Raw genomic sequence first — 24,036 nt, forward strand, 5'->3', positions numbered from 1 at the left:
CAGGTTAACCTACATGTTTTTGAATCATCGCCTCAATATTTCCTCTTGTTGCATCATCTTTTGTTACTTCCTCAATCTTCTCTCCGTCTTTATAAAGAGAAATTGTAGGAAGTCCAAGTACTTTTTGAGAAATGGCTAATCTTCGTGCTGCAGTTGTATTCAACTTAACAAATTTTACTTTGCCTTCGTATTTTGCAGCTAATTCTTCCACATCTGGCATTAAAGCCTTGCATGGTTCACAACCGTCACTCCAAAAATCTACCAATACAAAACCTTGTGCTTCAAGAACTTCAGGTTGGAAAGTATCCTTATCAACAGCTAACATCTTTTTCACCTCCTTTAAAGCCCCACTTCATTTACATCGTGAGGAAATCTCGGAAAATTACTCTTCAAAATTATGCTCGATATATTTCTCTACTTGAACTGCAGCGATAGCTCCATCAGCTACAGCAGTAACAACTTGTCTTAATGATTTCACCCGAATATCTCCCGCCGCGAACACGCCTGGCACATTTGTCTTCATATTATCATCCGTAGGGATATAGCCTTGTGCATCCATATCTACTTTACCCTTATAAATCTGACTTAAAGGATCGTATCCAATGAATGGGAAAATACCGAAAGTACCATCATTCTCGTCGGCTACGTATTCACTTACTTCACCTGTCACAAGGTTTTTGAATGCAACAGCCTCTACCACGCCATCCCCTTTGATCTCTTGGATGGCTGTATTCCACATAAATTCAAGCTTTGGATTTTTAAACGCCTTTTCTTGAATAGATTTTGCTGCTCTTAACTCATCTCTTCTATGAACAATCGTTACTTTTCTTGCGAACTTTGTTAAATACATAGCTTCTTCCACAGCGGAATCTCCACCACCTACTACAAATACTTCCAGATCAGTGAAGAAATCTGCATCACACGTCGCACAATAGGACACGCCTTTTCCTGTTAGTTCTTCTTCTCCTGGACAGCCAATTAGCTTAGGTGTTGCACCACTGGCAATGATAACTGCTTTTGCATGATATTCTTCTTTTTCACCTTTAATCACTTTAATTTTGCCACTAAAATCCACTTCTTTGATCGTATCCTTCTTTCTTTCTGCACCAAATTCCTCTACTTGCTCTACCATTCTTGCAACAAGACTAGGACCTGTGGCGTTTGGAATAGAACCAGGATAGTTCGCAACCTCGTTGGTTGTCGAAATTTGTCCCCCTACCTTATTTTTCTCTAGCACCAACGTCTTCATTTTTGCTCTTGCAGCATATAATCCCGCCGAAAGGCCCGCTGGTCCGGATCCAATAACTACTACATCATAAATGTTTTCCATAGTATTACCTCCTTAATATATAAATCTTATTCATGGAATTGATCCATACTTTCAATGCCACTCTTGATGAGATAGTAATCTATCATCTGAAAATCCTCAAGGATTCGCTCTGTCCAATGGGGTGTTTTTTTGCCCGTAATAAACTTTCTGGCTGTAGCAATACTTTCCTCGATAATCATCAGAGAATTCATGTCTAAACTTCCACATTCGATAGATATCGCCAACGATTTGTAAGGTGTCTCATTTGGTTTGACACTCCCTGACAATGGATGCGTCAAGAGATTATGACCTTCATGAATCTTATCCCTTGCCTTTGATAAAACATCTAGATAGGTATAAGTTTCAGAATACATTATGTCCATTTTGTTGCAATAATTTTCATATACTTTTGGATTATTTGTAATAATTATTTTTTTCAAATTTCCACCTCGAATTTTCTCATTTTCAGGAAAACGTTTTACTCCTAGTTTTTTTAAAAATAGTCGTTATGTATGAAAAAAACAGAGAAGCACAGCAAATAATCCATTGCCCTACTCCTCTGTCTTAAACCTGAGAGTTTCTTCTAAATAGAATTGCCCCTTCGGTGCTTTTGAAAAAGCTTTCCAGAGATCTGTCAAAATACGGTCCTTTTGCCTGAGAATTTCACCTAAAAAACGGCATTTTTTTGGGTTTGTTCCTTCGGCGGCTTATTAAAGCTCTCTCCCGCATTCATCAGCCAGATTCAATATATTGATTTTCATTATCTATTCCAGATTTTTCATAGATTTATTCTATCTTCATTATATTACACTTGCTAAATGTTTGACAATACATTTATTGCGGCTGAATTTTCTGAATTTAAACAGTAGTTACAATAGATTCTTTCTTTATGCAATTTAATCAATGGAAATCAATTCATATCCATTGCTTCCTAACCTTTCAAATAGAATAAAGCCAACAAGTCCGGACCCGTATGAGTACCAATGGTGCAGCCAATATTCGTAGTCACCAGTTCCTTCGGCTCAAATTCTCTTATAATCTCTTCTTTTAATATTTGTAGAACTTCCATATTATCCCCCGCAGCTAGCCCTATGATTTCACAGCCTTTTCTTATACCTCTTTCCTTCGCCAATTCAATCATTCTTGGAATAATTTTTTTGCTGCCCCTTACTTTATCCAGATTCTCCACCTTACCATCAGCAATAGTTAGGATAGGCTTTACATTTAGAATTGTTCCAATCGCTGCTTTGGCAGCGCTTAATCGCCCGCCTCTTTTTAGATATTCCAAGGTTTCCACAGAAAAGAGATGATCTGCACGATTTTTCATATTCTCAATTCTGTCCAATATTTCTTTTTTGCTTTTACCAGTTTGAGCCATTCTAGCTGCCTCAACCACAATCATTCCACAAGCATAGGAAAGAGCCTGGGTATCTACCACCGTCACATCATCTGAATCTAGCTGCATTTTTGCCATCAATGCGGATTGATGGGTTCCGCTTACGCCTGATGACCCATTGATCACAATGACTTCATATCCATTTTTCAATGCCGTCTCTATTTCTACTAGAAAATCGTGGGGGGGTACCTGAGATGTGCTAGGAGTTTCACTTGAAATCTTAAGTTTCTCAAAAAACTGAGTTGGGTTTAAGTCGATTCCATCCTTGTATTCTTCATCACCAAATCGGATGGTCAAAGGAAGTATAGAAATATTATATTTTACCACTAAATCTTTTGGAATATCTGAAAGACTATCCCCGATTATTTTAATAGGCTTCACTCAAATTCCTCCTTTTGCGCATTCAGCAATATACTGCTTCTATTGCTGATTCGAATATTCATTCAAAAAATACATAGCAACCGCGCCTTGTCCTGCATGGGTACTGACAACACAGCCGGTTTTAGATAAGATAATTTCCTTAACTTCAAAATTCTCACGTATTACATCTATTAATTCAAGGGCATAGGCTTCATCATTGGAGTGATTTACTCCTATGGTCTGATTCGATAAATCAATATTGTGGTCCTTCAACCAATCAACCAACCATTTCATTGCTTTTTTTCTTCCTCTTACCTTGTCCTCAAGAACAAGACCGCCATCCTTTACCGTCAATATGGGTTTAATATTCAATAGTTTTCCCATAAAAGCCTCTGCAGCATTTAAGCGCCCACCCTTATATAGGTTTTCGAGGGTATCTACAATAAATTTATATTCTAGCTTTTCTTGCATATATGTAATCCGGTCGATAATTTCTTTTCTAGTATAACCACTTTTTGCCATTCTAGCCCCTTCAATGACAAGGAGTCCATAACCTAGGGTAACACCTTTGGAGTCAATAATATCAATTTCTACATCTCCCAGCATGTTCTTCGCCGTCATAGCAGAGTTGTATGTGCCGCTCAGCTTCGAAGACATCAATATGGCGATCACTTCATCTCCACGGCTTGTCATCTCTTTAAAAACATTGAGGAACTCTCCAGGTGTAACCTGGGATGTTGTTGGTAATTTAGGGCTTTTGGCCATTTGTGTAAAAAACTCTTCAGCAGATAAATCAATACCATCTCTATATGATTTGTTCTCAAAGTTCACAGTTAAAGGTAGAACCTCAATTTCTAAGTCATTGATTAAATCCTTTGGAATATCCGATACACTGTCCGTTACAATTCTAATCATCTACTGTTCACCTCAGTTTCCAGTTTGCTCTACATTTGCCTTACATATTATTGTATTACCAAAAATACGAATTTACAACCATATTTTCCCTTCCATGTATGTACTAGAATGAAATAAGATGCTGTAAATACAGCATCTTATTTCATTCTATCATTCATTATGATTTTTGTGTGGCATCAATTACTGCAAAAGCGATTTTTTTTGCATGATCTCCGATTCTCTCAAGGTTACTAATCACATCTAGGAATATTACGCCTGCACCTGGAGAGCATTGTTGTTTATTTAAGCGAGCAATATGGCTGGCTCTTAGAGACTTCTCCATGTGATCAATCTCACCTTCTCGCTCAATAACCCGCTTCGCAATGTTCGTATCCCCTGTTTTTAAAGCAAGAATTGCCTGCTCATAGGATTTTATCACACGATCATTCATCAACTGTAATTCTTGTAAAGCACCCTCACTAAAGTCTAATTTATTTTCTATACGATAGATTGCCAGTTCAGCCAGATTATCTGCGTGATCCCCTACCCGCTCAATATCATTGATGGTGTTGAATAGACCATCCACAATCTCGTGCTGTTCTCCAGATAAGGACGTATTTGATAATTTTACAAGATATGCAGCAATTTCTCTCTCTAAATTATTCACCGCACTTTCAAGATTAAATACCTCATGGGCAATCTTTTCATCGGCTTTGAAAAAAGCTTCCATAGATTTTCGATAAGAATCTAAAGCCAAATTTCCCATATGAAGAACTTCTTTAATAGTCTGCCCCAAAGCAATAGATGGTGTTTCTAAAATACGATCATCTAGATATTTCACACCCATGACTTGATCTTGTTCATCAGCTGTTTCCGGTATAGCTTTCCTTGCAATAAATACTAGAACCCCTGCAAATGGCAGCTGTATGAGCATATTTCCAATGTTAAACATGGTATGGGCATTTGCAATCTGTCTTGCAGAATCCCCCGGCGAGATGTTTTTAACAAAATGAAGCACTGGTCCTTGCAATAACAATACGAAAATAATAGTTCCGATAACATTAAATAAAAAGTGTATGAATGCAGCTCTTTTCGCAGTTTTTGTTGCTCCTATACTAGACAACATAGCCGTCACGCAAGTTCCAATATTGTCACCAAATAAAATCGGTAGTGCTGATTCTATCGGAAGTAATCCTTGGCTGGCCAACGCAATCAAAATACCAATGGATGCACTACTACTCTGGATAATCGCCGTAATACCAAAGCCCGCCAAAATACCAAGAAGTGTATCCGTAATCGAGCCTCCTCCAAAACTAGCCAATAACGTCTTGAAGCCCTCAAATTCACGAAGCGGCTTCATGGAATCAGACATAGTTTCCATACCGATAAACAATATACCAAATCCAATCAATATTTCTGCAATGTTTTTTGTTCTTTTATTTGAAGTAAATAACCAAATCGCAACACCAATTCCCACTGCCACTGGTGCATAATCCGTTAATTTGAAAGATACTAACTGGGCTGTAACCGTTGTACCGATGTTGGCACCCATGATGACTCCTACCGCTTGGGTCAGCTTCATAATGCCTGCATTTACAAAACCTACAACCATAACCGTTGTAGCACTACTACTTTGAATGACCATTGTTACGATTGTACCTACAAGTACGCCCATAACTCGATTGTTTGTTAAAACCTCAACTAACCTCTTCAGTTTCTCCCCAGCTGCTTTCTCAAGACCATCACCCATAATACGCATTCCATACAAAAATAAACCTAGTCCACCAATAAGTCCAAATGCGATGCCCATTTTCCATCCTCCCATGATTATCATTCACACTTCAAAATAGTTTACCTAAAATATATTAAATGTATGCTTGTACATGCACCTCCCGTATTCAATAACTACCTTGTATATCATACGACATTTTTTTATGCTTTTTGTTAAGCCTATGTTAAATCTTTTAACATTTTATTGATTTTGTTAATTGCATGTAAAAAGAGATATCATTACGATATCTCCTAAATGTTATCTTCGACTTGTATCGATAACAGCCATGGCTATATTGGATGCATGATCCGCTATTCTTTCTAAATTGCTAAGCATATCCAAGAAAATCACACCGGACTCAGGAGAGCACAATTGCTTATTCAAGCGTTGAATATGATGGGCTCTCAGACTCTTTTCTAAAGCATCTACTTCTCCCTCAATCTGAATCACCTTATTTGCTCCACGGAGGTCACCCGTTTTTAAAGCATCTATGGCTCGTGTGTATGCATCTACCACTTTGCTGTGGATTTCTTTTAATTCTTCCATTCCAATATCTGAAAAACTAATATCATGCTCTATGGTGTATAGGGATAACTCCGCTAGATTGTCACTGTGATCCCCTACCCTCTCAATATCATTGATCGTATTGAACAAACTATCTACAGTCTCATGTTGCTCAGCAGATAATGGCGTATTGGATAACTTTACTAAATATGCTGCGATTTCTTGTTCCATTTGATTAATTATTTTTTCCTGTTTGAATACATCATGAACGTACTTCTCATTTTTTTCAATAAAGGCATCTATAGATTTATTATAGTTCTCCAATGCCAATTGTCCCATATTCAGCGTCTCCTTCATGACTTGGACAATAGCAATAGATGGTGTCTCCAGGATACGATCATCTAAGTGTTTGATTCCCCTGACCTCTTCTATTTCGTAGTCCTTTACAGGAATAATGGTATTCGCCAGCTTTACCAAGATTCCAGCAAATGGAAACAACATCAATGTGTTTACAATATTAAAGAAAGTATGGGCATTGGCCAACTGTCTCGCTGCGTTATCAGGTGAGATGGTTTGTACTAGTTTGATGGTTAAGCTCCTAAAGAAGATCATAAAAATGATTGTTCCGATAAAGTTAAACATGAAATGGATAAATGCTGCTCTTTTTGCCGTTCGGTTAGCACCTATACTTGATAGCATTGCTGTAACACAAGTCCCTATGTTGGTTCCAAAAATAATAGGCAAAGATGCCTCGATTGGCAGAAAGCCTTCACTTGCTAAAGCAATCAAAATTCCTGTCACCGCACTGCTGCTTTGAACCGTGGCAGTCACCACAAAACCTGTTAAAACAGCTAATAAAGAGTCCATGAAGGTTCCTTTACCAAAGCTTAACATCATCATCTTGAACCCTTCATATTCCTTCAACGGTTTCACTGCCTGCTTCATAAAGTCCATACCAATAAACAATATTCCAAAACCTATAAAGATTTCTGCAATATTCTTTGTTTTTTTATTCTCTGCAAATAACCATACCCCTACGGCTAGACCTACAACCAAAGGTGCTATCTTGCTAAGATCCAAAGAAACGATCTGGGCGGTAACGGTCGTACCGATATTGGCACCCATAATGATTCCCGTAGCCTGAGTTAACGTCATAATTCCTGCATTGACAAAGCCCACTACCATGACAGTGGTAGCACTGCTGCTTTGAATAATCATCGTCACCAAGGCACCTATTATAACTGCCACAGCTCGATTATTGGTCAATACTTCAATAATCTTTTTCATCTTATCTCCAGCAGCCTTTTCAAGCCCATCACCCATGATGGTCATGCCGTAAAGAAAAAGACCCAGTCCTCCAAGTAGTTCAAAAATGATCTTCATGCTGTCCCTCCAATAATTTAAAATCCAGTAAACTTATCCTTGTATATCATACACTATTTTTTGATGTTTTTGTTAATTCATCGTTAATTTTTTTAAATTTATGTTAAATCACTAAACCTATGCATTTAAAAAGCTACAAATGCAAAAAAACCATCATTTTATCAATGACGGTTCACGTTACAAATTCTTTTTATACTAAATTTTCAAATCCAAGCTGCCTTAATGCTTCAAATAGAATAATATTCACTGAATTCGCTAAATTGAGAGAACGAGCTTTATCAACGGGCAGCATTGGAATCTTTATGCAGGTTTCCATATTGTTCGCCAATATTTCTGGTGGAAGACCTGCCGTCTCTTTCCCAAAGATAATAAAATCCTCATCTTGAAACACAATGTCTGTATAGTATTTCTTGGCCTTGGTTGTAGCGTAATAAAACCTTCCTTGGGAATGCTTTTGAAAAAACTCATTTAAATTCTCATAGATATGAAGGTCTAACAAGTCCCAATAATCTAATCCTGCCCGCTTTAATTGCTTGTCTTCTACAGAAAAACCTAAGGGCTTGATCAAATGTAATCGACTGCCTGTAGCAGCACAGCTTCTCGCAATATTCCCCGTATTAGGCGGGATTTCAGGCTCAAATAAAACAATATTGATCGTCATTTCCTATTCTCTACTCCTTTACTGCAATGTCAATTTCAAAGGTACCCATTTCTGTCTCTAAGGGTATACATATGGTTTTCAGCTGAGCAGTTGATAAAGAAATTTTTTCCCCCACCAACAAAGTAGGCGGTGTTATATCCATGGTCACTCCTAAATTATAAAGCAAAGTAGCGGCATTTCCTAAAATCATATTGCCTAATTCTGAAATTGCACTTCTGGCAATTTCATCTAAGGCAGCTACTGGCATACCGCCCATCATATTAGAAGCGATCTTTAGTGCCATCGATTCACCCATATTAATCAGTACTTGTCCCTTAATTCCTCCTGTTAAGCCAATGATGATCGCAACATTTTGAGATGCAAATGGTGAATCCTTTACATAGATTTTTCCCATTTCACTTGAAATACCTGCCATCTGTATTAAAATATCTTTACTGGCACTAATAAAAGGATTGATAAATTCCGCCTTCACATCGTCCGCCTCCTCAACCAACATGTTCATTAAGTATTTCTGTTATTATATCATAAAAAAGTTAAAAGAAAAGTTTTTACAGGGGATCAAATCGACTTTTGTAGAAGTTTTGTATTTTTAAAACAAAATACAGCACCTCAATTCTTTAATTATCGATTGCCATGAATGTCCTTTATTTTCTCTTTATCCAATGCAATCTTCTGATCATAAGCCGCTTGACTAAAGATGTTTTCAGCCTCTTCCAGAGTAATACCTCGTAATACCATCTTCTCTGGTTGTGCTGCTCCTACGCCCTCCTTGTATAGGGTATAAATGTATTGAACAGCTTGAGGAAGAAAACCTAGCAATCTTGCACCAATGGTATCAGTAGCCACGGGATCTGTGCCTGCAATAATTAGTCCAGGTGTGTCCACAGCCTTTCCATCAGAAGGACCCGTTCCAATCATTGTTTTATCAGCACTGATAATGGTCAAGTCTATAGGTATTTTTTTCGCCATAGCAACGATAAAACCATGGAGATCCTCATGGATACCTAAATCTTTTTTTGGAAATCCATGTATCTCAGCGGGAGGCCAGCCCAAAGCTATATTCTTTATGCCTGCACTTACTGTCGCCTCTTCATGATGCTTTAATTGGGTAAATGAGATTAGTACATCCATCTCTTCAATCAATTTATTTATCTTCGTAGATGATACCGTCCCATTGGCCAAATCCAATTCCGTATAGGGTCCATAATTTAGATCTAAAAATTCTACCTCTTCCTCTTGAATAATTTGGTCGTACCCAACAGCTTTCATCACCTTAGGTGTTGGATCACCACCAGATCCTGTGGCGATATAAATTTTTTTAGGATTCTTTGTCTTAATATACTGAATAAGCTTTTGGAGGGTATGGGGACCAACTACAGTTCCAGTATACGGGAACTTTGCTTTTACCCAGTTGGGTGTGATTACTACCACATCTCCTGCCTTAATGATCTGATCCATAGGCAATAGTTCAAGAGCATTTATGATAGATCTCTCTTCATATCGATCCTTCATTAATGCAACGATAGGTTCCTTTACTCTTCTTTCTTTTCTCATCATACCACCTCATATCCAATAGAATACTGATAGTATGATTTAAAAAAGTGAGAAGTATTCTCTCCTGTTACAGCCTAGCCAATAATTTCATAAGCAACGGTCGATGAATTTCTACCGCTTTCACCGGGCAAAGCTCTTGACAGCAAAAACATCTTATACATTCATCCAGCCTGACATTGGGCTTCTTATCCTTCATTTCGATGACTCGAGGCGGACAATTCTCAGCACAATCACTACATCCTACACATCGATCATGTGCAAAGATCGGTTTTGGCTGCATAAGTTCATTCAAAATATCGCGAAGAAACTTAGGCAGCTTTCCTTCCAATAAATCTAGTCCTCTAATCTCTGGAATTTTAAAATCTTTCATGATAAATTCTTCTATAACTCCACCAATTAACTCAATGTCTTGAAGGTTTCCCAAACATAATCCCCGCTCCACACATCGCTGGATTGTCGGTACCTTTGTAGGTGTTAACCCAATCATCGAAGTAGCTACCACATCTAAATGATACGGACTTTCAGAAGCAATCACTGCACCAATTTTTCTTGGTTCCCCTGCGCTAGGACCTGCACCTTCCATGCCAACGATTCCATCCATGAATGATAATATAGGTTTGCTCGCTAAGCAGATATCGACAAGGGCATTGGAAAAATCTACATTATTAGGCATTCGCACATGATATTCTGCCTTTTCCAATCCAGCAACAATACCAAACATGTTTTTTACCGCTCCAGTAAACATCATCATCCCATGGGTTTTTAATTTAGATACAGATATAACTTTATCAACTTCCTTTAATACCTCAATCGCTGTGATCTTCTTTAATAAAAGTCCATTTTCATTCTTTATCTCCACTACACCGGTATTATAATTCAACTTAGCCCCAACGTCTTTTGCAATTTCTTCTATACCACAGGCTTTATATACACCTCTTAAGGCGCTTTCATTAAATGGTCCCCCAGGACTGTCTCCTATGATCACGTCAGCGCCATAATCTCTAAGAATCTCAGCCAATGCCTTTGCAAAACTAGGATGAGTTGTTGTCGCCTCCTCAGGCCTTTTTTTCATCAATAGGTTTAACTTTAACAATACCTTGTCTCCTGGCTGAATGTACTTTTCGATTCCACCCAAGTGCTTTAAACTTTGCTGAATCGCTTCTTTTACTTTCTCGTATGCATAATCCTCACATCTTACAAGGGAAACTTTTTTCAAATATAACACCTTTCTTTCTATAACAATTATCGTTTCATATTAGATATATCATAAAACATATGTACCCCAAACGCAATCTATCCCATTATTAAAGAATATTCATAAAAGAAAAATAATCATTTGTTTAAATTTTCACCAAATTTCATATTGCTATTTGACAAATAAATCCATTTTGTAATATAATCGAACTAGCAGAACAGATTGTAATTGAATGGAGCGTGTTGTCGTGAAAGAATTTACAAAAACCCTAAGGGATCACGGTATGAAGGTAACACCTCAGCGTATCGCTATATACGACATACTCATAAATACGATGGAACATCCTAGCGCTGAAGTCATTTATAAGAAGCTTGAACCTATTTATCCTACCATGAGCCTTGCTACCGTCTACAAATCCCTTGATGTGTTTAAAAAAGCAGGTTTGGTTCAAGAGCTGAATGTTGGAGAATCTAGCTTTCGTTATGATGCCAACGTAAATTCTCATCCCCATATCATCTGTACTGCATGCCATAAAGTTGATGATATTGAAGAAGGTATTTTTTCTGATCTTGTAGACAAAGTTAATTCTTTCACAAATTATTCTATTCTCAAACAACAGCTATACTTTTATGGATTATGTCCTCAATGTAAATAAATCTATGAATCAAGAGCAGCCTTATGGCTGCTCTTTTCTGTTTTATAGTTAATTAGCTACAGTGGAAATGCTTTTCTTAATTCAATTCTATACAGATTACCTTTGATGTATTTATGATAGAAAAACAACCATATACCTAGCCTTTTTCTTACAATTTGCTCCATGTTCCTCTCAAAAATCTGCATTGCTTTCAACTCCTGTCGTGATAAATTTTGACCACTATATAGCCCTTTTTCAATGATTTCAATAATTTCACTTATATCTTGATCTGCAAAGAAATATTTTTCCACGGATTTTAAAAGTTCTCGGGGTGTCAAGACTTCGTCTTCATTTGGTTGTAGATATTTAGCAAGTGATGTAATGGCTTCATAATAGTACCCCATGGCTCCAGCGTTTTCTATGGCTAAGCGAAGCTTTCGAATTCTGATAATGCAAAATCCTATTCTTAATAACATGCTTACTATCAAGAAAACAATAATTTCTAGAATGATTCTTTGCCTCCCCTTTGATAATTTTACGCCTTTTGGCCTATAGTTCTTGGAACTATCAAAGGTAGAATTCAATCCAGCAAACTCTTCATCCAGTCGATTTTTAAAGGCCAAATAATTTGGGTTTCGCTCTTGGGATGAAGCAATAGAATTGATGGTTGCTGCCCTTTGGGGCGAATTCTGGACTTCAATCCGTTGAATGTTGTAGGCAGGTGTAGGTTCGAAGGTAATCCACCCCATTCCATCAAAATAGGCTTCTACCCAAGCATGGGCTCGGTCTGCTGTTACTTCATAGTATCCATCTTCATTTTTATCACTGGGAAGGATAAAACCTTCCACATATCTAGTAGGTATCCCGACAGTTCTGCCCATCACAGCCATTGCTGATGCAAAATATGTGCAGTATCCTTTTCTTTCTTCATATAGAAAATATTCTACAAAATCTTTATGATCTGGAACAGTATCCACCGTTAATGTATAGGGATAGGTTTTGCGTAAATACGCCTCAATGCCTTTCATCTTCTCATAAGGTGTAGAATACGTATTCGTAATCTTCTCCGTCAATTCTTTTATTTTTGGAGATAGTTTACTAGGCAATTGTAGATAATTCTCCATTTCCACTCCCAATGATCTGGTGTCAAATCCAATTGCATCTTCCCTTATCATGGGAATTCTGCTATAAATGGTATATGCCTGGGGGCTGGGTTTAAAGATGGACTTCACAATATATAATTCATCTTCTTTTGTTTTCAAAACCTTATATCCATCTACACTGACTAGAAAAGGCTTATATCCATCTACACTGACTAGAAAAGGCTTATAGGGGGCGAAAATCGTGTTTGTCTGTATATTTGTAGGATAAACTTCTACTTTTAACTCTTCATAGGAAATCCCACTATATACCTGTTTTTGATCATCCCCATGAAATTCAATCCCTTCTCCTTGAGGGGGCAACCAATTACTGCCTGTATACTGACTTTTTACACGTCCTCTAAGGTATAGCTGACGGTCTGCCGAGACATACATAACAGTGCGTCGGTCTTCTTGAATAGCTCCCCCAAGCTTTTCCTTATTAGCTTGATAAGGTGTTTCTTCAAATTTAAATCCACTATGAATACCCTTGCCTTCTCCATCGCTTCTCCACTCCGCAAAAGACGGGAATATCCTTACGATGGTATCATTGATACGCTGAAAGGATATGGGTTCAAATTTGATTGAAACGAGATTCGCTGTGCCAATAATTAACATCAAGGATAGGGTGCCATAGGCTGCTATATTTCTAAAAGGAATTCCTGTGCCAACATGATGATTTTCAGCAACTTTCTCTATATACCGCTGATGACTTTCGTATATGTAAAACAAAATAAATCCAAAAATAAATATATTCAAGTATCGAATGGCCCCATCAATATATCGATACCATTCCATGATGAAAAATATACTCCATAAAGACAGTAGCACTGTACTTCTTAATCGTAACAAGATTAAGCCAGTGATCGCGTCAACCATTGTAAATAACAAAACAATCAGATAAAAATCATATCTTGATATGATTGATACCTCAGCGCCTTTCATAAATGCTATCGCCCATTTTACGAAATCCCATAGGTTTTCAATTTGTAATATTCCTTGATAATTAGAGACACCTATGGCAAAAATACTCCCTAAAGCAATTGGCGGTATCACCCAACGAGGAAATTTCAAAATAAAATAAATCCCAGTCCAAATTCCAAGGTGAAAGAAGATAATTCTTAGGATGGGTATGGAAAAGCCTAAGGCCTCTTCGACAAGCAAGTTGATACTTATCGTTATCATAGCCCCCAAAATAAAATCGATTATGCTTTTCTTGACTGGATGCATGGCTCATCCTCCAATATTTCTCTAATGTCACTATCGAGGTAAACTTTATGAACAATAACCTTTTTTTCCCTTAGCAAGCTCTCCCCATGATACACATACATATCCATGGCGTCTTCTTGTTTTAACTTTATTAAAATCAGTATCACATGAATTCTTTTTCTTCTTAAATTTAAGATTTCATCGCATAGCTCTTTTGTCAAATATACTGCCAGCACAATCAAAGTCGTGCCCCATGGAACCATATTCTTCTCTCTTTCTAAGACCTTCTCAATAGGTAAATTTCCTTCAGGTATGAAATCCATAAGTGCCGTGAGAAATAACTGAAATTTACTAACATCTTTTCCACCAATGGTATTTCTTTCTCTCCATGTACAGGCAAGAGATGTATTCAAATTTTTAGAAAGACAGTGCCGTATGACCGAGCCAGCCACTTCAATCACTTTCTCTTCGAGCCTTCCATCCACATCATTCCTATAACTTCCATGATATCCGTCGATGATAAACAGAATGCTTGCATTGGCTGATAATTCATAGTTTTTTACGTAAAGATCTCCGGATTTCGCAGAAGCCTTCCAATGAATCTTTTTTACAGGATCCCCAGGCGCATATTTTCGAATACTTTCTATGCTGCTAAAATCCTCGTATGTATTCTGAGATACGCTAACATTGCCAAAAAATTCTGCTGCTGGAATCGTCATTCTCTTGATTTGAAAGATTCTAGGATACACCTTAAGCTCTAGTTGATTATTAAAATCTATCGTTTCTTCAAAAAGATGAAATATATCTCTTATTTTCAGCCGAAGTCTACCAACGGGATAAACGCCTCGATGGATACATTGTATTTGCCTTTGTATATTGACAAGTTCTAAAGGATTGATCATTTTTATTTCCCCAGATATGGTAGTATTCCCTAGTCTAGACGCGATTTTACAATCGATCTCTCCATAAGCTACAGGTAAAATACTCGTGTTGTTAAGCTTGTATCCAAGGGTCAGAGAATCTCCTACCATCACTTCTTTTTTGTCAATATAGAAGAAACAGGCTAAGTTTTTTTTATTGATTCGAATACTCATATACGAAAAAAATAGTATCAGCAGTAAAATCTTAAGTATTAAATAGGGAAGAATACCTCCAGCCAACAATGCAAATACAAAGCTTATCAATAACAATCCTATGAATATTTTCCCATTTCTAAGCATAATGCTTCACCACTGGTATTCTCACTTTTTTCAATATCTCTTGAACGACTAATTCATTGGTAAGTCCATTATACTTGGCCTCTGGTCTCAATATCATTCGATGACTCAATACATCACTGGCCAAATATTTAATATCATCTGGAGTAACAAATTCTTTTCCCTTGATATAGGCATAAGCTTTGGCTGTTTTGTATAAAGCAATGGAAGCTCTTGGGCTACATCCTAGTAAAACACTTGGATGTTGCCGGGTTTCATTCACAATCTCCACAATATACCCCTCTAATTCTTCACTCAGAAATATCTTGTGCATTGCTTCTCTAGCTGACAGTAGCTCTTCAATGGTCACCACAGAATCCAGATCATCAAGCATGGATTCTCGCCCATTTCTTTTTATAATCTCTATCTCTTCTTTAAAAGAAGGATATCCTAAGGCAATTCTCATCAGAAAACGATCCAACTGCGCTTCAGGGAGAGGAAAAGTTCCTTCATATTCAATGGGGTTTTGGGTTGCGATCACCATAAAAGGATCTTCCAGCCTATAGGTTTTGCCGTCCATTGTTATCTGATGCTCTTCCATAACCTCCAACAAGCTCGATTGTGTCTTCGGGGATGTCCGATTGATTTCATCTGCTAAAATAATCTGGTGATAAATCGGACCTTTCACAAATTCAAACTTTCCTTCTTTTTGATTGTATATGGACACCCCCAGAATATCAGAAGGTACCAAATCCGGCGTAAATTGAATTCTACAAAAACTACAGTTCATTGACTTTGCCAAGGCTTGGGCAATCGTTGTTTTTCCAACACCAGGGACATCTTCTATCAGCACATGTCCTCCAACAAGCAAAACGATGACCATTTTTTCAATGCTGTCTTGCTTACCAACCATCACTTTTTCAATGTTTTCAATTACTTTTTTTATCATGGTATCCTCCATCAATTCTGAATTTTTTAATAATTCTTATTTCCATTATATATATAATTCTCATATTTTTAGCTTTACGTTTTTGTAACATTAGCTAATAAAAAGGCACACTACGTGTGCTTCGCTAGGGGAACCTAGTTCCCCTTCGACGGCTGCAAAGCAGCCTGACCACCCCTCTGACTGCAGCATGGGAATACTTCCCCTGCACCCCTGCTTTTTTATAGTATATGAAAGTATACTTCCTTATACTATAAAAAAGCCATCCTTCTGTGCTGCTATGGGCAACCCAGTAAGATGGCTTATTTATCTACCTATATAATTATCTACTTTCCACAACACTTCTTATATTTTTTGCCACTACCACATGTGCATGGATCATTTCTACCGATGCGATCTTCCTTCACTACAATTTTAGATCTTTTTTGTGCTTTTTCAAGCTCTTTTCTTTTCTCTGCACTTAGGATTGGTTCCCACTGAGGCAGCGTATATAAGTAATCTGCCTTTGCCTCGTGCATATTATAGAAAAGCTTTTCAAAATCGATCTCTAGTCTTACAGTACTGTCCTCAGTAATTTCCTCTAAATTTAATCGATGTACTAAGCTGTCATTGATTCCATCAAGGAATCCCATGACAAACTCATTGGACACCCCTAATCGCTCAGTTAGCTCTTTTACTGTTTCTTCCGTAACTTTCTGGTAGTTCTCAAGAATGTACTCATAAAAGCTTTTTTCAGCACCACAGAATTCCTTCCAAAACTCAATTTCAGCTTCTTGTGTTTTGTGTTCGAAAGCAATTTCCTTCCAATTATCAAAAAGACTCATTTCTATTCTCCTTTGCAACAAATTTTCCCTATTCATTATAGTACATTCTCATCTATCTTACAACTACATATAGGGAAACAGCCCTTACATAAATATCCATTCCCTATGTAAACTATATTACTTTCTTTAATGCTTGATAGCTTGCTTCAATGGTAAACAAAATATCCTCTTTACTATGGGCAGCAGAAACGAATGCAGCTTCAAATTGAGATGGCGCAAGATAGACTCCAGCCTTGAGCATTTCCTCAAAATAAATACCAAATTTCTTCGTATCACTGGCTAAAGCCGAAGCATAATCTACTACCTGACGATCTGTAAAGAACATACATAACATAGAACCCACACGATTAAAGCTGGCATTTACACCTAGCTGTGCAGCATTCTTCTGAAGTCCTTCTGCCAATAACTTTGATTTTTCCTCTAAATCAACATATATTTCTGGATGATCCCTTAGAATTTTCAACGTTGTAAAGCCTGCAGTCATTGCCAGTGGATTTCCTGATAGGGTTCCTGCTTGATAAATAGGTCCTGCAGGTGACATCTGTGCCATGATTTCTCTTTTGCCACCATAGGCACCCACAGGTAGCCCACCACCGATAATTTTGCCAAAACAGGTTAGATCTGGACATATATTGTAAAGGCTTTGAGCGCCATGAAAGGACACTCTAAAACCAGTCATTACCTCATCAAATATCAGAAGTGATTCATGGGCCTTCGTGATCTCACGAAGGAAATTCATATATTCTTGAGTAGCTGGCACGACCCCCATATTTCCTGCAATAGGCTCAATAATCACCCCTGCAATGTCATGTCCATGAACTTCAAATATTTGTTTCATGCCCTCTATATCATTATACTGGGCTGTAATTGTATTTCTTGCAATATCTGCTGGCACCCCTGGACTGTCTGGTACACCATGGGTAAGGGCCCCAGAACCTGCTTTAATCAACAGGCTGTCAGAATGTCCATGATAGTTGCCTTCAAATTTTACAATCATATTTTTGCCTGTATATCCTCTAGCCAGTCTTAAAGCACTCATAGTTGCTTCCGTACCGGAATTTACCATTCGTACCATTTCTACGGAAGGCACTGCTTCACAGACAATCTTTGCCACTTCTGTCTCTAGCTCTGTAGGCGCACCATAACTGGTACCTCTTTCAATGGCCATCTTTAGCGCTTCAACCACTTGAGGGTGGGTATGTCCTAAAATCAATGGTCCCCAAGATCCTACATAGTCAATATATGTATTTCCATCCACATCATAAAGCTTGCTGCCTTGGCCTCGCTCTATAAATGGGGGATTTACCGAAACAGAACGGAAAGCTCTAACAGGGCTATTTACTCCTCCAGGGATAAATTGCTTTGCCTCTTCAAATAAGGCTTTCGATTTTAACAAGTTCATTTATTTACCCCCTTAACCACTTTGCTGCATCTTTGCTGTGGTATGTAATGATCAAATCTGCACCAGCCCGTTTGATAGAGGTAAGCTTTTCCAATACGATCGCCTTTTCATCCACCCATCCTTTTTCAGCGGCTGCTTTAATCATGGCATATTCTCCACTTACATTATAAGCCACAATCGGTATATTAAAGGTGTCTTTAATTCTTCTAACAATGTCTAGATAAGCCAATGCAGGCTTGACCATCACCAGATCTGCACCCTCGGCTATATCTAACTCCACTTCCCTCAATGCTTCATCACTATTTCCAGGATCCATCTGATAGGTTTTCCGGTCTCCAAATTGGGGTGTTGAATTAGCTGCCGCTCGAAATGGCCCATAAAAAGCCGAAGCATATTTGGCACTATAGGCCATAATGGAAACCTCTGAATAATGATTTGTATCCAACAGCTCTCGGATCGCACCAATTCTTCCATCCATCATGTCTGATGGTGCTACCATATCAGCACCCGCCTTAGCGTGGGAAAGAGCAATCTTTGCGATATATTCTGCTGATTTATCATTGTTTACATAGGCATCTTCAATGATCCCGCAGTGGCCATGATCTGTATATTGGCACATACATACATCTGTGATTACCAACAGCTCTTTATTTACTCTTTTGATTTCACGAATAGCTCTTTGTACGATACCATTTTCGTGATAGGCCTCGCTACCATGGGCATCTTTGTGATCAGGTACCCCAAATAGAAGTACTGCTTTAATCCCCATATCTACAATTTCCTTTATTTCCGCTTCCAACATATCCACTGAGAAATGATAATTGTTTGCAATGCTTGGGATTTCCCGTTTTATTTTCTCTCCCTCCACTACAAAAATAGGATAAATAAAATCATTCACCGATAGATTTGTTTCTCTCATCAGACTTCTGATGGCTTGATTTACTCTCAATCTCCTTGGTCTATGGGTTAGAATCATGGTCGTCCTCCCTTTCTTGACGATGATTTACTTACAAAAATGTTCTGTAATGGCCTTTACCAGTCCATCAATGGTATATTCTTCTGCTCGTATATCTGGATTTAAGCCATATTGGGTCATTGTCTCCTCTGTGATGGGTCCGATCACTGCCAATGCAATATTCTCCAATAATCCTTTATTTTCCTCTCCAAGAATTTGAAGAAAATTCTTAACAGTAGAGGAGCTGGTAAATGTTATGACATCTATTTTTCTCTCCTCTAATATAGCTACCAAGCTGCTTCGATCTTGTTCTGGTACCACGGTGCGGTAAACATGGATATTGTCCACCCATGCGCCCATTTTTTCTATTTCATCTATAAGCACTTCCCTGGCTATATCTGCTCTCGGTAACAACACATGTTGTCCTGGCTTGATTTTATCCTTTAAACCCTCGATGATTGCCTCTGCTCTATACTCAGCAGGAACAAATTCGATATTGAAGCCCATGTCATCCAACGCCTTGCCTGTTGCTGGACCGATGGCGCAAAGCTTTGCTTTATGTAATAGCCTGATGTCAAAATCTAACTTTTTCATACGATCGAAAAATGCCTGAACGCCATTGACACTGGTAAATATAATCCAATCATATTTCTGAATTTCTCCCAGGGCCTTATCGATTTCATCATAATTCTCTGGTTTTTCAATCTTAATGGTGGCGAACTCCACGGCCTCTCCACCTAAGTCCTCTATCTTCTCAGAAAGATAGCTGGCTTGCTGTCTCGTTCTTGTTACGAGTACTCTTCTACCAAATAGTGGTTTGTTTTCAAACCACCTGAGTTCCTCCGATAAATTTACAACCTCTCCAACGATGATAATCGACGGATTTGAAAATCCTGTCTCCTTTACCAGGTCGCTGATGGTCGCTAGAGTTCCCTTCAATATTTTATGCTCTAACGTGGTACCCTTATGGATGACGGCTACAGGTCGATCACCCTTCTGCCCATACTTCACCAAGCTGGTACATATCTTTTCGATATTTCGAACACCCATTAAGAACACCAAGGTTCCTTCTACCTTGGCCAAAGCTTCATAATCTATTGCTTTTTCGTCTTTTGTTGGGTCCTCATTTCCTGTAATCACATGGAATGAGGCACTTACATTCCTATGGGTTACAGGAATGCCCGCATAAGCTGGTACAGAGATTGCTGACGTAATCCCGGGAACAATTTCAAATCCTATACCATGCTTGATTAGTTCAAGGGCTTCTTCTCCACCTCTACCGAATACAAATGGATCTCCGCCTTTCAATCGAGCAACCGTCTTACCCTCTTTCGCTTTATCCACCAATAGTTGATTGATCTCCTCCTGGGTATAGGTGTGATGATCTGGTGCTTTTCCTACGTAAATGAATTCAGCATCCTCCCGTCCATAGCTTAGCAGCTTCTCACTAGCCAAACGGTCATACAAAACCACATCTGCCTTTTGTATGCACTCTAACCCCTTCATGGTAATGAGTTTGTAATCCCCTGGTCCAGCGCCAATTAAATATACTTTACCAAACTCCATACTATTCACCAGCCTCTATCCTTGTCAATATTTCTTGGGCACCTTCTTTTAAGCTTTTGACTGCCAGCTTGATCCCCAACATTTCTCCATCTCTTGGATGGGAGGTTTCTTCCTGTTTGATTTGTTCTTTTCCATCAGGAGCAGCGACAACGGTTTTCATCCTCAGTTTCTCTCCATCTATCCATGCATAAGCACCGATGGGTACATGACATCCGCCCTTTAATTCTCTCATAAAGCTCCTCTCTGCATTCACACAAAAAGCAACTGCTGGGTCATCGATCTCTTTTATCATGTCAATAATTTCTTGATCCTTTGATCGAACTTGAATCCCAAGGGCTCCCTGTCCAACGGCAGGTATACAGATATCCGTGGAAATATACTCTGTTATTTGATCCTCCCAGCCCATTCTCAATATGCCTGCTGCTGCCAAAATCACACCATCTAAGCCTAACTGTTCTATTTTTTTTATACGCGTTGCAATATTGCCACGAATAGGTTCGATTTGCAAATCTGGTCTAAAGTTTAGGAGTTGAGCAGCCCTGCGCAAACTGCTGGTTCCTATCCGTGCACCGAGTGGAAGATTGACAATGTCCAGTCCATCCTTTGAGATAAGCACATCTCGAATATCTTCTCGTGTTGTAATAGCTCCGATTACAAGATCTTTTGTCATCTCTGTTGGCACATCCTTCATACTATGAACAGCCATATCAATCTGATCTTGAAGGAGAGCCGCTTCGATTTCTTTTACAAATAGACCCTTACCACCAATCTTGTTAAGGGTCTTATCCAGTATTTTATCCCCAATGGTTTTGATTTCAGCAATCTCAAAATCTATATGGGGAAATTTTTCTTTAAGACATTGAATTACCCAACGGGTTTGGGTCAGTGCCAACTCACTGGCTCTCGATCCCACAATAATCTTATTCTTTTTCATTTTGTCCACCTTTTCCCATCCTTATTGTATGTAATGACTATATGGTCCAACGCAATGTTTTTTCATACACTTCTTTTTAGAAAAGTTTCAAGGATATAGCTTTTTAAATCTTGAATCTCCCCATTTCTATATCTATCTAAAACATCACTGTAGACAATCTTCTGAAAGAATTCTCTTCTGTGATGAATATTTTCCCATTCTGTTAATACCAACTGTCTTAACTCTCCCATGACCTCTAAGAACACTGTGTATTCCTCCCCATAGACTGCCTCCAAATCCTCACGGATCTTTCTTGATAGCATTGGGCTTTTCCCATTGGTAGACACGGCAATCGTCAGGTCGCCTCTTTGGACAGAAGCGGGAACAATAAAATCACACATATCTGGTTGATCCACAACGTTTAATAATACTTTTTCCTGTTTTGCTTCTTCGCGACATAAATTATTTACTCGCTGATTATCTGTAGCTACATAAGCTAAATCAAAACCCTTTAAATCTCCACTGGTATACTCTCTCAAAATTATTTGTATTTTTCCATTTTGAGCAAGATTATTTAATTCTTCCGTCACCTTTGGCGTAATCACTGTGACGGCTCCACCGCAATATAACAAAGATTCAACCTTACGCTGGGCAACTTTTCCCCCACCGATTACAACACAGCGCTTGTCTTCAATATCTAACATAATTGGATAGTACTTTTTCATATAATTTCACTCACTTTATCCATGATATGAGAAAAGCTTCTATAGATATTGGGATATGGTATGGCAGGTCTCATGATCATTACCACGGAAACCTCCATTTCATGGGCCGCCTCCAGTTTATCCAAAGTCCCTCCAATATCTCCACTATCTTTTGTAACAAGAAGTTGAATATTATATTTCTTCATCATTTCCTTATTCATATTCTTTGAAAAAGGCCCTTGCATGGCAATGATATTAGATGGTGGCAAACCCAACACCTCACATTTTTTCAATACATCGCAAGTGGGTAGCACCCTTGCAAAGATCCGCGTCCTATCAATGATATTCGTAAAAACTTCCAAGGTTTTACTCCCCGTTGTCAGTAGTATATTTCCCTGGATAGTCGATAAATATTTTGCAGCTTCCTCATAGCTTTCTACAGAATATATGATATCTTGATAACCTATGTCATCACTTTGAGACCTTTCAAATCGAATATAAGGTGTCTTACGATGTTTACAAGCATCTATGGCATTTAATGACACTTCTACAGCGTAAGGATGGGTTGCATCAATGAGCAATTTAACCTTATGGGTATCCATAAAAGTCATCAACTGATCTCTGTTGAGCCGTTGGTGAAAAACCTGACAGTTCTCACGACTTTCTATGAGGCTGGCACCATAGGCCGTTGCTGTGGAAACAATCAGAGGATAGCCCTTGGCAGCCAACTGTTCCACCAGCTCCCTGCCATCTTGGGTTCCGCTTATGACAAAAATCATATTTGATAACCCCTTGGGGTGATCATTTTGCCATCCTTTACATAGGTATGGGCATTTCCTATGACCACGACTGTAAGCATATCAATATCGTGCTCCAGCATATGTTCTAGGTCTGTAATCACTGCTTGTTCTCCTTGACGTTTGGCATTTTTAACAATACCCACGGGTGTGCTTCCCGCCTTATATTTCATCATAATTTCCCGGGCTTCCTCAATTTGATGTACCCTACCCATACTTTTAGGATTATATAAAGCTACAATGAAATCTCCCATCGCTGCGCAATCCAGTCTTTTCTTAATCAGTTCCCATTCTGTTAATAGATCACTGAGAGAAATGACGGCAAAATCATGCATCATGGGCGCCCCTAGCACTGCTGAAGCGGCGCTGGCAGCTGTTATTCCTGGTACAACCTCGATTTCTACATCACTATTTCTTTCATATTTTACTTCTAGCATAATCCCTGCCATACCATATACTCCTGCATCTCCACTGCTGATAATTGCTACATTTTTACCCTGCAAGGCATAGTCTAGGGTTAGATTACAGCGTTCAACCTCTTTTCTCATTCCTGAATCAATAACTTCCTTATCAACAATTAGATCCTTAATCAAATCAATATATGTCTTATATCCGATGATTACATCTGCTTCGGCAATCGCTTCTATGGCTCGTACGCTCATATGTTCCCGATTTCCTGGTCCTATCCCTACTACATAAATCTTATTCTGCGATTTCATCTTTT

23 protein-coding genes and 1 riboswitch are annotated in these 24,036 nt (G+C 38.5%); of the genes, 1 reads left to right on the plus strand and 22 read right to left on the minus strand.

What is annotated here, in order from left to right:
* Nucleotides 1-4: 4 nt before the first annotated feature.
* The 11 genes from trxA to HNQ80_RS03255 form a co-directional block, all read right to left on the minus strand.
* Complete coding sequence (gene trxA / locus HNQ80_RS03205; protein ID WP_184308134.1) at nucleotides 5-325, minus strand: thioredoxin TrxA; 321 nt, start codon at nucleotides 323-325, stop codon at nucleotides 5-7.
* A gap of 57 nt (nucleotides 326-382) precedes the next feature.
* Nucleotides 383-1,330 (minus strand): thioredoxin-disulfide reductase, encoded by a 948-nt coding sequence (gene trxB, locus HNQ80_RS03210; RefSeq protein WP_184308135.1) that lies wholly within the window; start codon nucleotides 1,328-1,330, stop codon nucleotides 383-385.
* 26 nt (nucleotides 1,331-1,356) lie between these two features.
* Nucleotides 1,357-1,749, minus strand: coding sequence for a GrdX family protein (locus HNQ80_RS03215; RefSeq protein ID WP_184308136.1), 393 nt, complete (start codon nucleotides 1,747-1,749; stop codon nucleotides 1,357-1,359).
* 192 nt (nucleotides 1,750-1,941) lie between these two features.
* A riboswitch (glycine riboswitch) is annotated at nucleotides 1,942-2,045 on the minus strand.
* Nucleotides 2,046-2,240: 195 nt separating this feature from the next.
* Nucleotides 2,241-3,086, minus strand: coding sequence for a DegV family protein (locus tag HNQ80_RS03220; RefSeq protein ID WP_184308139.1), 846 nt, complete (start codon nucleotides 3,084-3,086; stop codon nucleotides 2,241-2,243).
* Between the two features lie 39 nt (nucleotides 3,087-3,125).
* Complete coding sequence (locus tag HNQ80_RS03225; protein ID WP_184308145.1) at nucleotides 3,126-3,980, minus strand: DegV family protein; 855 nt, start codon at nucleotides 3,978-3,980, stop codon at nucleotides 3,126-3,128.
* A 157-nt stretch (nucleotides 3,981-4,137) separates the two neighbouring features.
* Nucleotides 4,138-5,769 (minus strand): Na/Pi cotransporter family protein, encoded by a 1,632-nt coding sequence (locus HNQ80_RS03230; protein ID WP_184308147.1) that lies wholly within the window; start codon nucleotides 5,767-5,769, stop codon nucleotides 4,138-4,140.
* A 219-nt stretch (nucleotides 5,770-5,988) separates the two neighbouring features.
* A complete protein-coding gene (locus HNQ80_RS03235; RefSeq protein WP_184308149.1) occupies nucleotides 5,989-7,617 on the minus strand; it encodes a Na/Pi cotransporter family protein in 1,629 nt (542 codons plus the stop codon).
* A 190-nt stretch (nucleotides 7,618-7,807) separates the two neighbouring features.
* Nucleotides 7,808-8,278 (minus strand): tRNA (uridine(34)/cytosine(34)/5-carboxymethylaminomethyluridine(34)-2'-O)-methyltransferase TrmL, encoded by a 471-nt coding sequence (gene trmL, locus HNQ80_RS03240; RefSeq protein ID WP_184308151.1) that lies wholly within the window; start codon nucleotides 8,276-8,278, stop codon nucleotides 7,808-7,810.
* Between the two features lie 10 nt (nucleotides 8,279-8,288).
* Nucleotides 8,289-8,750 (minus strand): chemotaxis protein CheX, encoded by a 462-nt coding sequence (locus tag HNQ80_RS03245; protein ID WP_184308153.1) that lies wholly within the window; start codon nucleotides 8,748-8,750, stop codon nucleotides 8,289-8,291.
* 149 nt (nucleotides 8,751-8,899) lie between these two features.
* Nucleotides 8,900-9,832: a DUF362 domain-containing protein gene (locus HNQ80_RS03250; protein WP_184308155.1), complete on the minus strand. Its 933-nt coding sequence runs from the start codon at nucleotides 9,830-9,832 to the stop codon at nucleotides 8,900-8,902.
* A gap of 67 nt (nucleotides 9,833-9,899) precedes the next feature.
* Nucleotides 9,900-11,048 carry a DUF362 domain-containing protein gene (locus HNQ80_RS03255; RefSeq protein ID WP_207726834.1) on the minus strand — a complete coding sequence of 383 codons (1,149 nt, stop codon included), beginning with the start codon at nucleotides 11,046-11,048 and terminating at the stop codon, nucleotides 9,900-9,902.
* A gap of 226 nt (nucleotides 11,049-11,274) precedes the next feature.
* Between HNQ80_RS03255 and HNQ80_RS03260 the strand changes: the two genes are divergently transcribed.
* A complete protein-coding gene (locus HNQ80_RS03260) occupies nucleotides 11,275-11,682 on the plus strand; it encodes a transcriptional regulator PerR (RefSeq protein ID WP_330602744.1) in 408 nt (135 codons plus the stop codon).
* Nucleotides 11,683-11,738: 56 nt separating this feature from the next.
* On the opposite strand, the gene HNQ80_RS03265 is transcribed toward HNQ80_RS03260, so the two are convergent.
* The 11 genes from HNQ80_RS03265 to cobJ all read right to left on the minus strand — a co-directional run bounded on the left by HNQ80_RS03265 (nucleotide 11,739) and on the right by cobJ (nucleotide 24,031).
* Nucleotides 11,739-14,030, minus strand: coding sequence for a transglutaminase family protein (locus HNQ80_RS03265; protein ID WP_184308160.1), 2,292 nt, complete (start codon nucleotides 14,028-14,030; stop codon nucleotides 11,739-11,741).
* Nucleotides 14,006-15,229 carry a DUF58 domain-containing protein gene (locus tag HNQ80_RS03270; RefSeq protein ID WP_184308162.1) on the minus strand — a complete coding sequence of 408 codons (1,224 nt, stop codon included), beginning with the start codon at nucleotides 15,227-15,229 and terminating at the stop codon, nucleotides 14,006-14,008. Before HNQ80_RS03270 ends, HNQ80_RS03265 begins: the two co-directional genes overlap by 25 nt.
* Nucleotides 15,222-16,154 (minus strand): AAA family ATPase, encoded by a 933-nt coding sequence (locus tag HNQ80_RS03275; protein ID WP_243182958.1) that lies wholly within the window; start codon nucleotides 16,152-16,154, stop codon nucleotides 15,222-15,224. Before HNQ80_RS03275 ends, HNQ80_RS03270 begins: the two co-directional genes overlap by 8 nt.
* 323 nt (nucleotides 16,155-16,477) lie before the next feature.
* Complete coding sequence (locus HNQ80_RS03280) at nucleotides 16,478-16,975, minus strand: SEC-C metal-binding domain-containing protein (RefSeq protein WP_184308166.1); 498 nt, start codon at nucleotides 16,973-16,975, stop codon at nucleotides 16,478-16,480.
* A 112-nt stretch (nucleotides 16,976-17,087) separates the two neighbouring features.
* A complete protein-coding gene (gene hemL, locus HNQ80_RS03285; RefSeq protein ID WP_184308168.1) occupies nucleotides 17,088-18,377 on the minus strand; it encodes a glutamate-1-semialdehyde 2,1-aminomutase in 1,290 nt (429 codons plus the stop codon).
* Nucleotides 18,378-18,381: 4 nt separating this feature from the next.
* Entirely contained in the window at nucleotides 18,382-19,353 is a 972-nt protein-coding gene (gene hemB, locus HNQ80_RS03290) for a porphobilinogen synthase (protein ID WP_184308170.1), read from the minus strand.
* A gap of 27 nt (nucleotides 19,354-19,380) precedes the next feature.
* Nucleotides 19,381-20,898 (minus strand): uroporphyrinogen-III C-methyltransferase, encoded by a 1,518-nt coding sequence (gene cobA, locus HNQ80_RS03295; protein WP_184308434.1) that lies wholly within the window; start codon nucleotides 20,896-20,898, stop codon nucleotides 19,381-19,383.
* 1 nt (nucleotide 20,899) lies between these two features.
* Nucleotides 20,900-21,832 carry a hydroxymethylbilane synthase gene (gene hemC / locus HNQ80_RS03300; protein WP_184308172.1) on the minus strand — a complete coding sequence of 311 codons (933 nt, stop codon included), beginning with the start codon at nucleotides 21,830-21,832 and terminating at the stop codon, nucleotides 20,900-20,902.
* 62 nt (nucleotides 21,833-21,894) lie between these two features.
* On the minus strand, nucleotides 21,895-22,536 hold the full coding sequence (locus HNQ80_RS03305) for a precorrin-2 dehydrogenase/sirohydrochlorin ferrochelatase family protein (RefSeq protein ID WP_184308174.1): 642 nt from the start codon (nucleotides 22,534-22,536) through the stop codon (nucleotides 21,895-21,897).
* Complete coding sequence (locus HNQ80_RS03310; RefSeq protein ID WP_184308176.1) at nucleotides 22,533-23,294, minus strand: cobalt-precorrin-6A reductase; 762 nt, start codon at nucleotides 23,292-23,294, stop codon at nucleotides 22,533-22,535. Before HNQ80_RS03310 ends, HNQ80_RS03305 begins: the two co-directional genes overlap by 4 nt.
* A complete protein-coding gene (cobJ, locus tag HNQ80_RS03315) occupies nucleotides 23,291-24,031 on the minus strand; it encodes a precorrin-3B C(17)-methyltransferase (protein ID WP_184308178.1) in 741 nt (246 codons plus the stop codon). The genes HNQ80_RS03310 and cobJ overlap by 4 nt, the downstream gene beginning before the upstream one ends.
* Nucleotides 24,032-24,036 lie beyond the last annotated feature (5 nt).

Origin of the sequence: Anaerosolibacter carboniphilus (genome assembly GCF_014205875.1) — a bacterium.
In the GTDB taxonomy this organism is placed as follows: Bacteria; Bacillota; Clostridia; order Peptostreptococcales; family Thermotaleaceae; genus Anaerosolibacter; species Anaerosolibacter carboniphilus.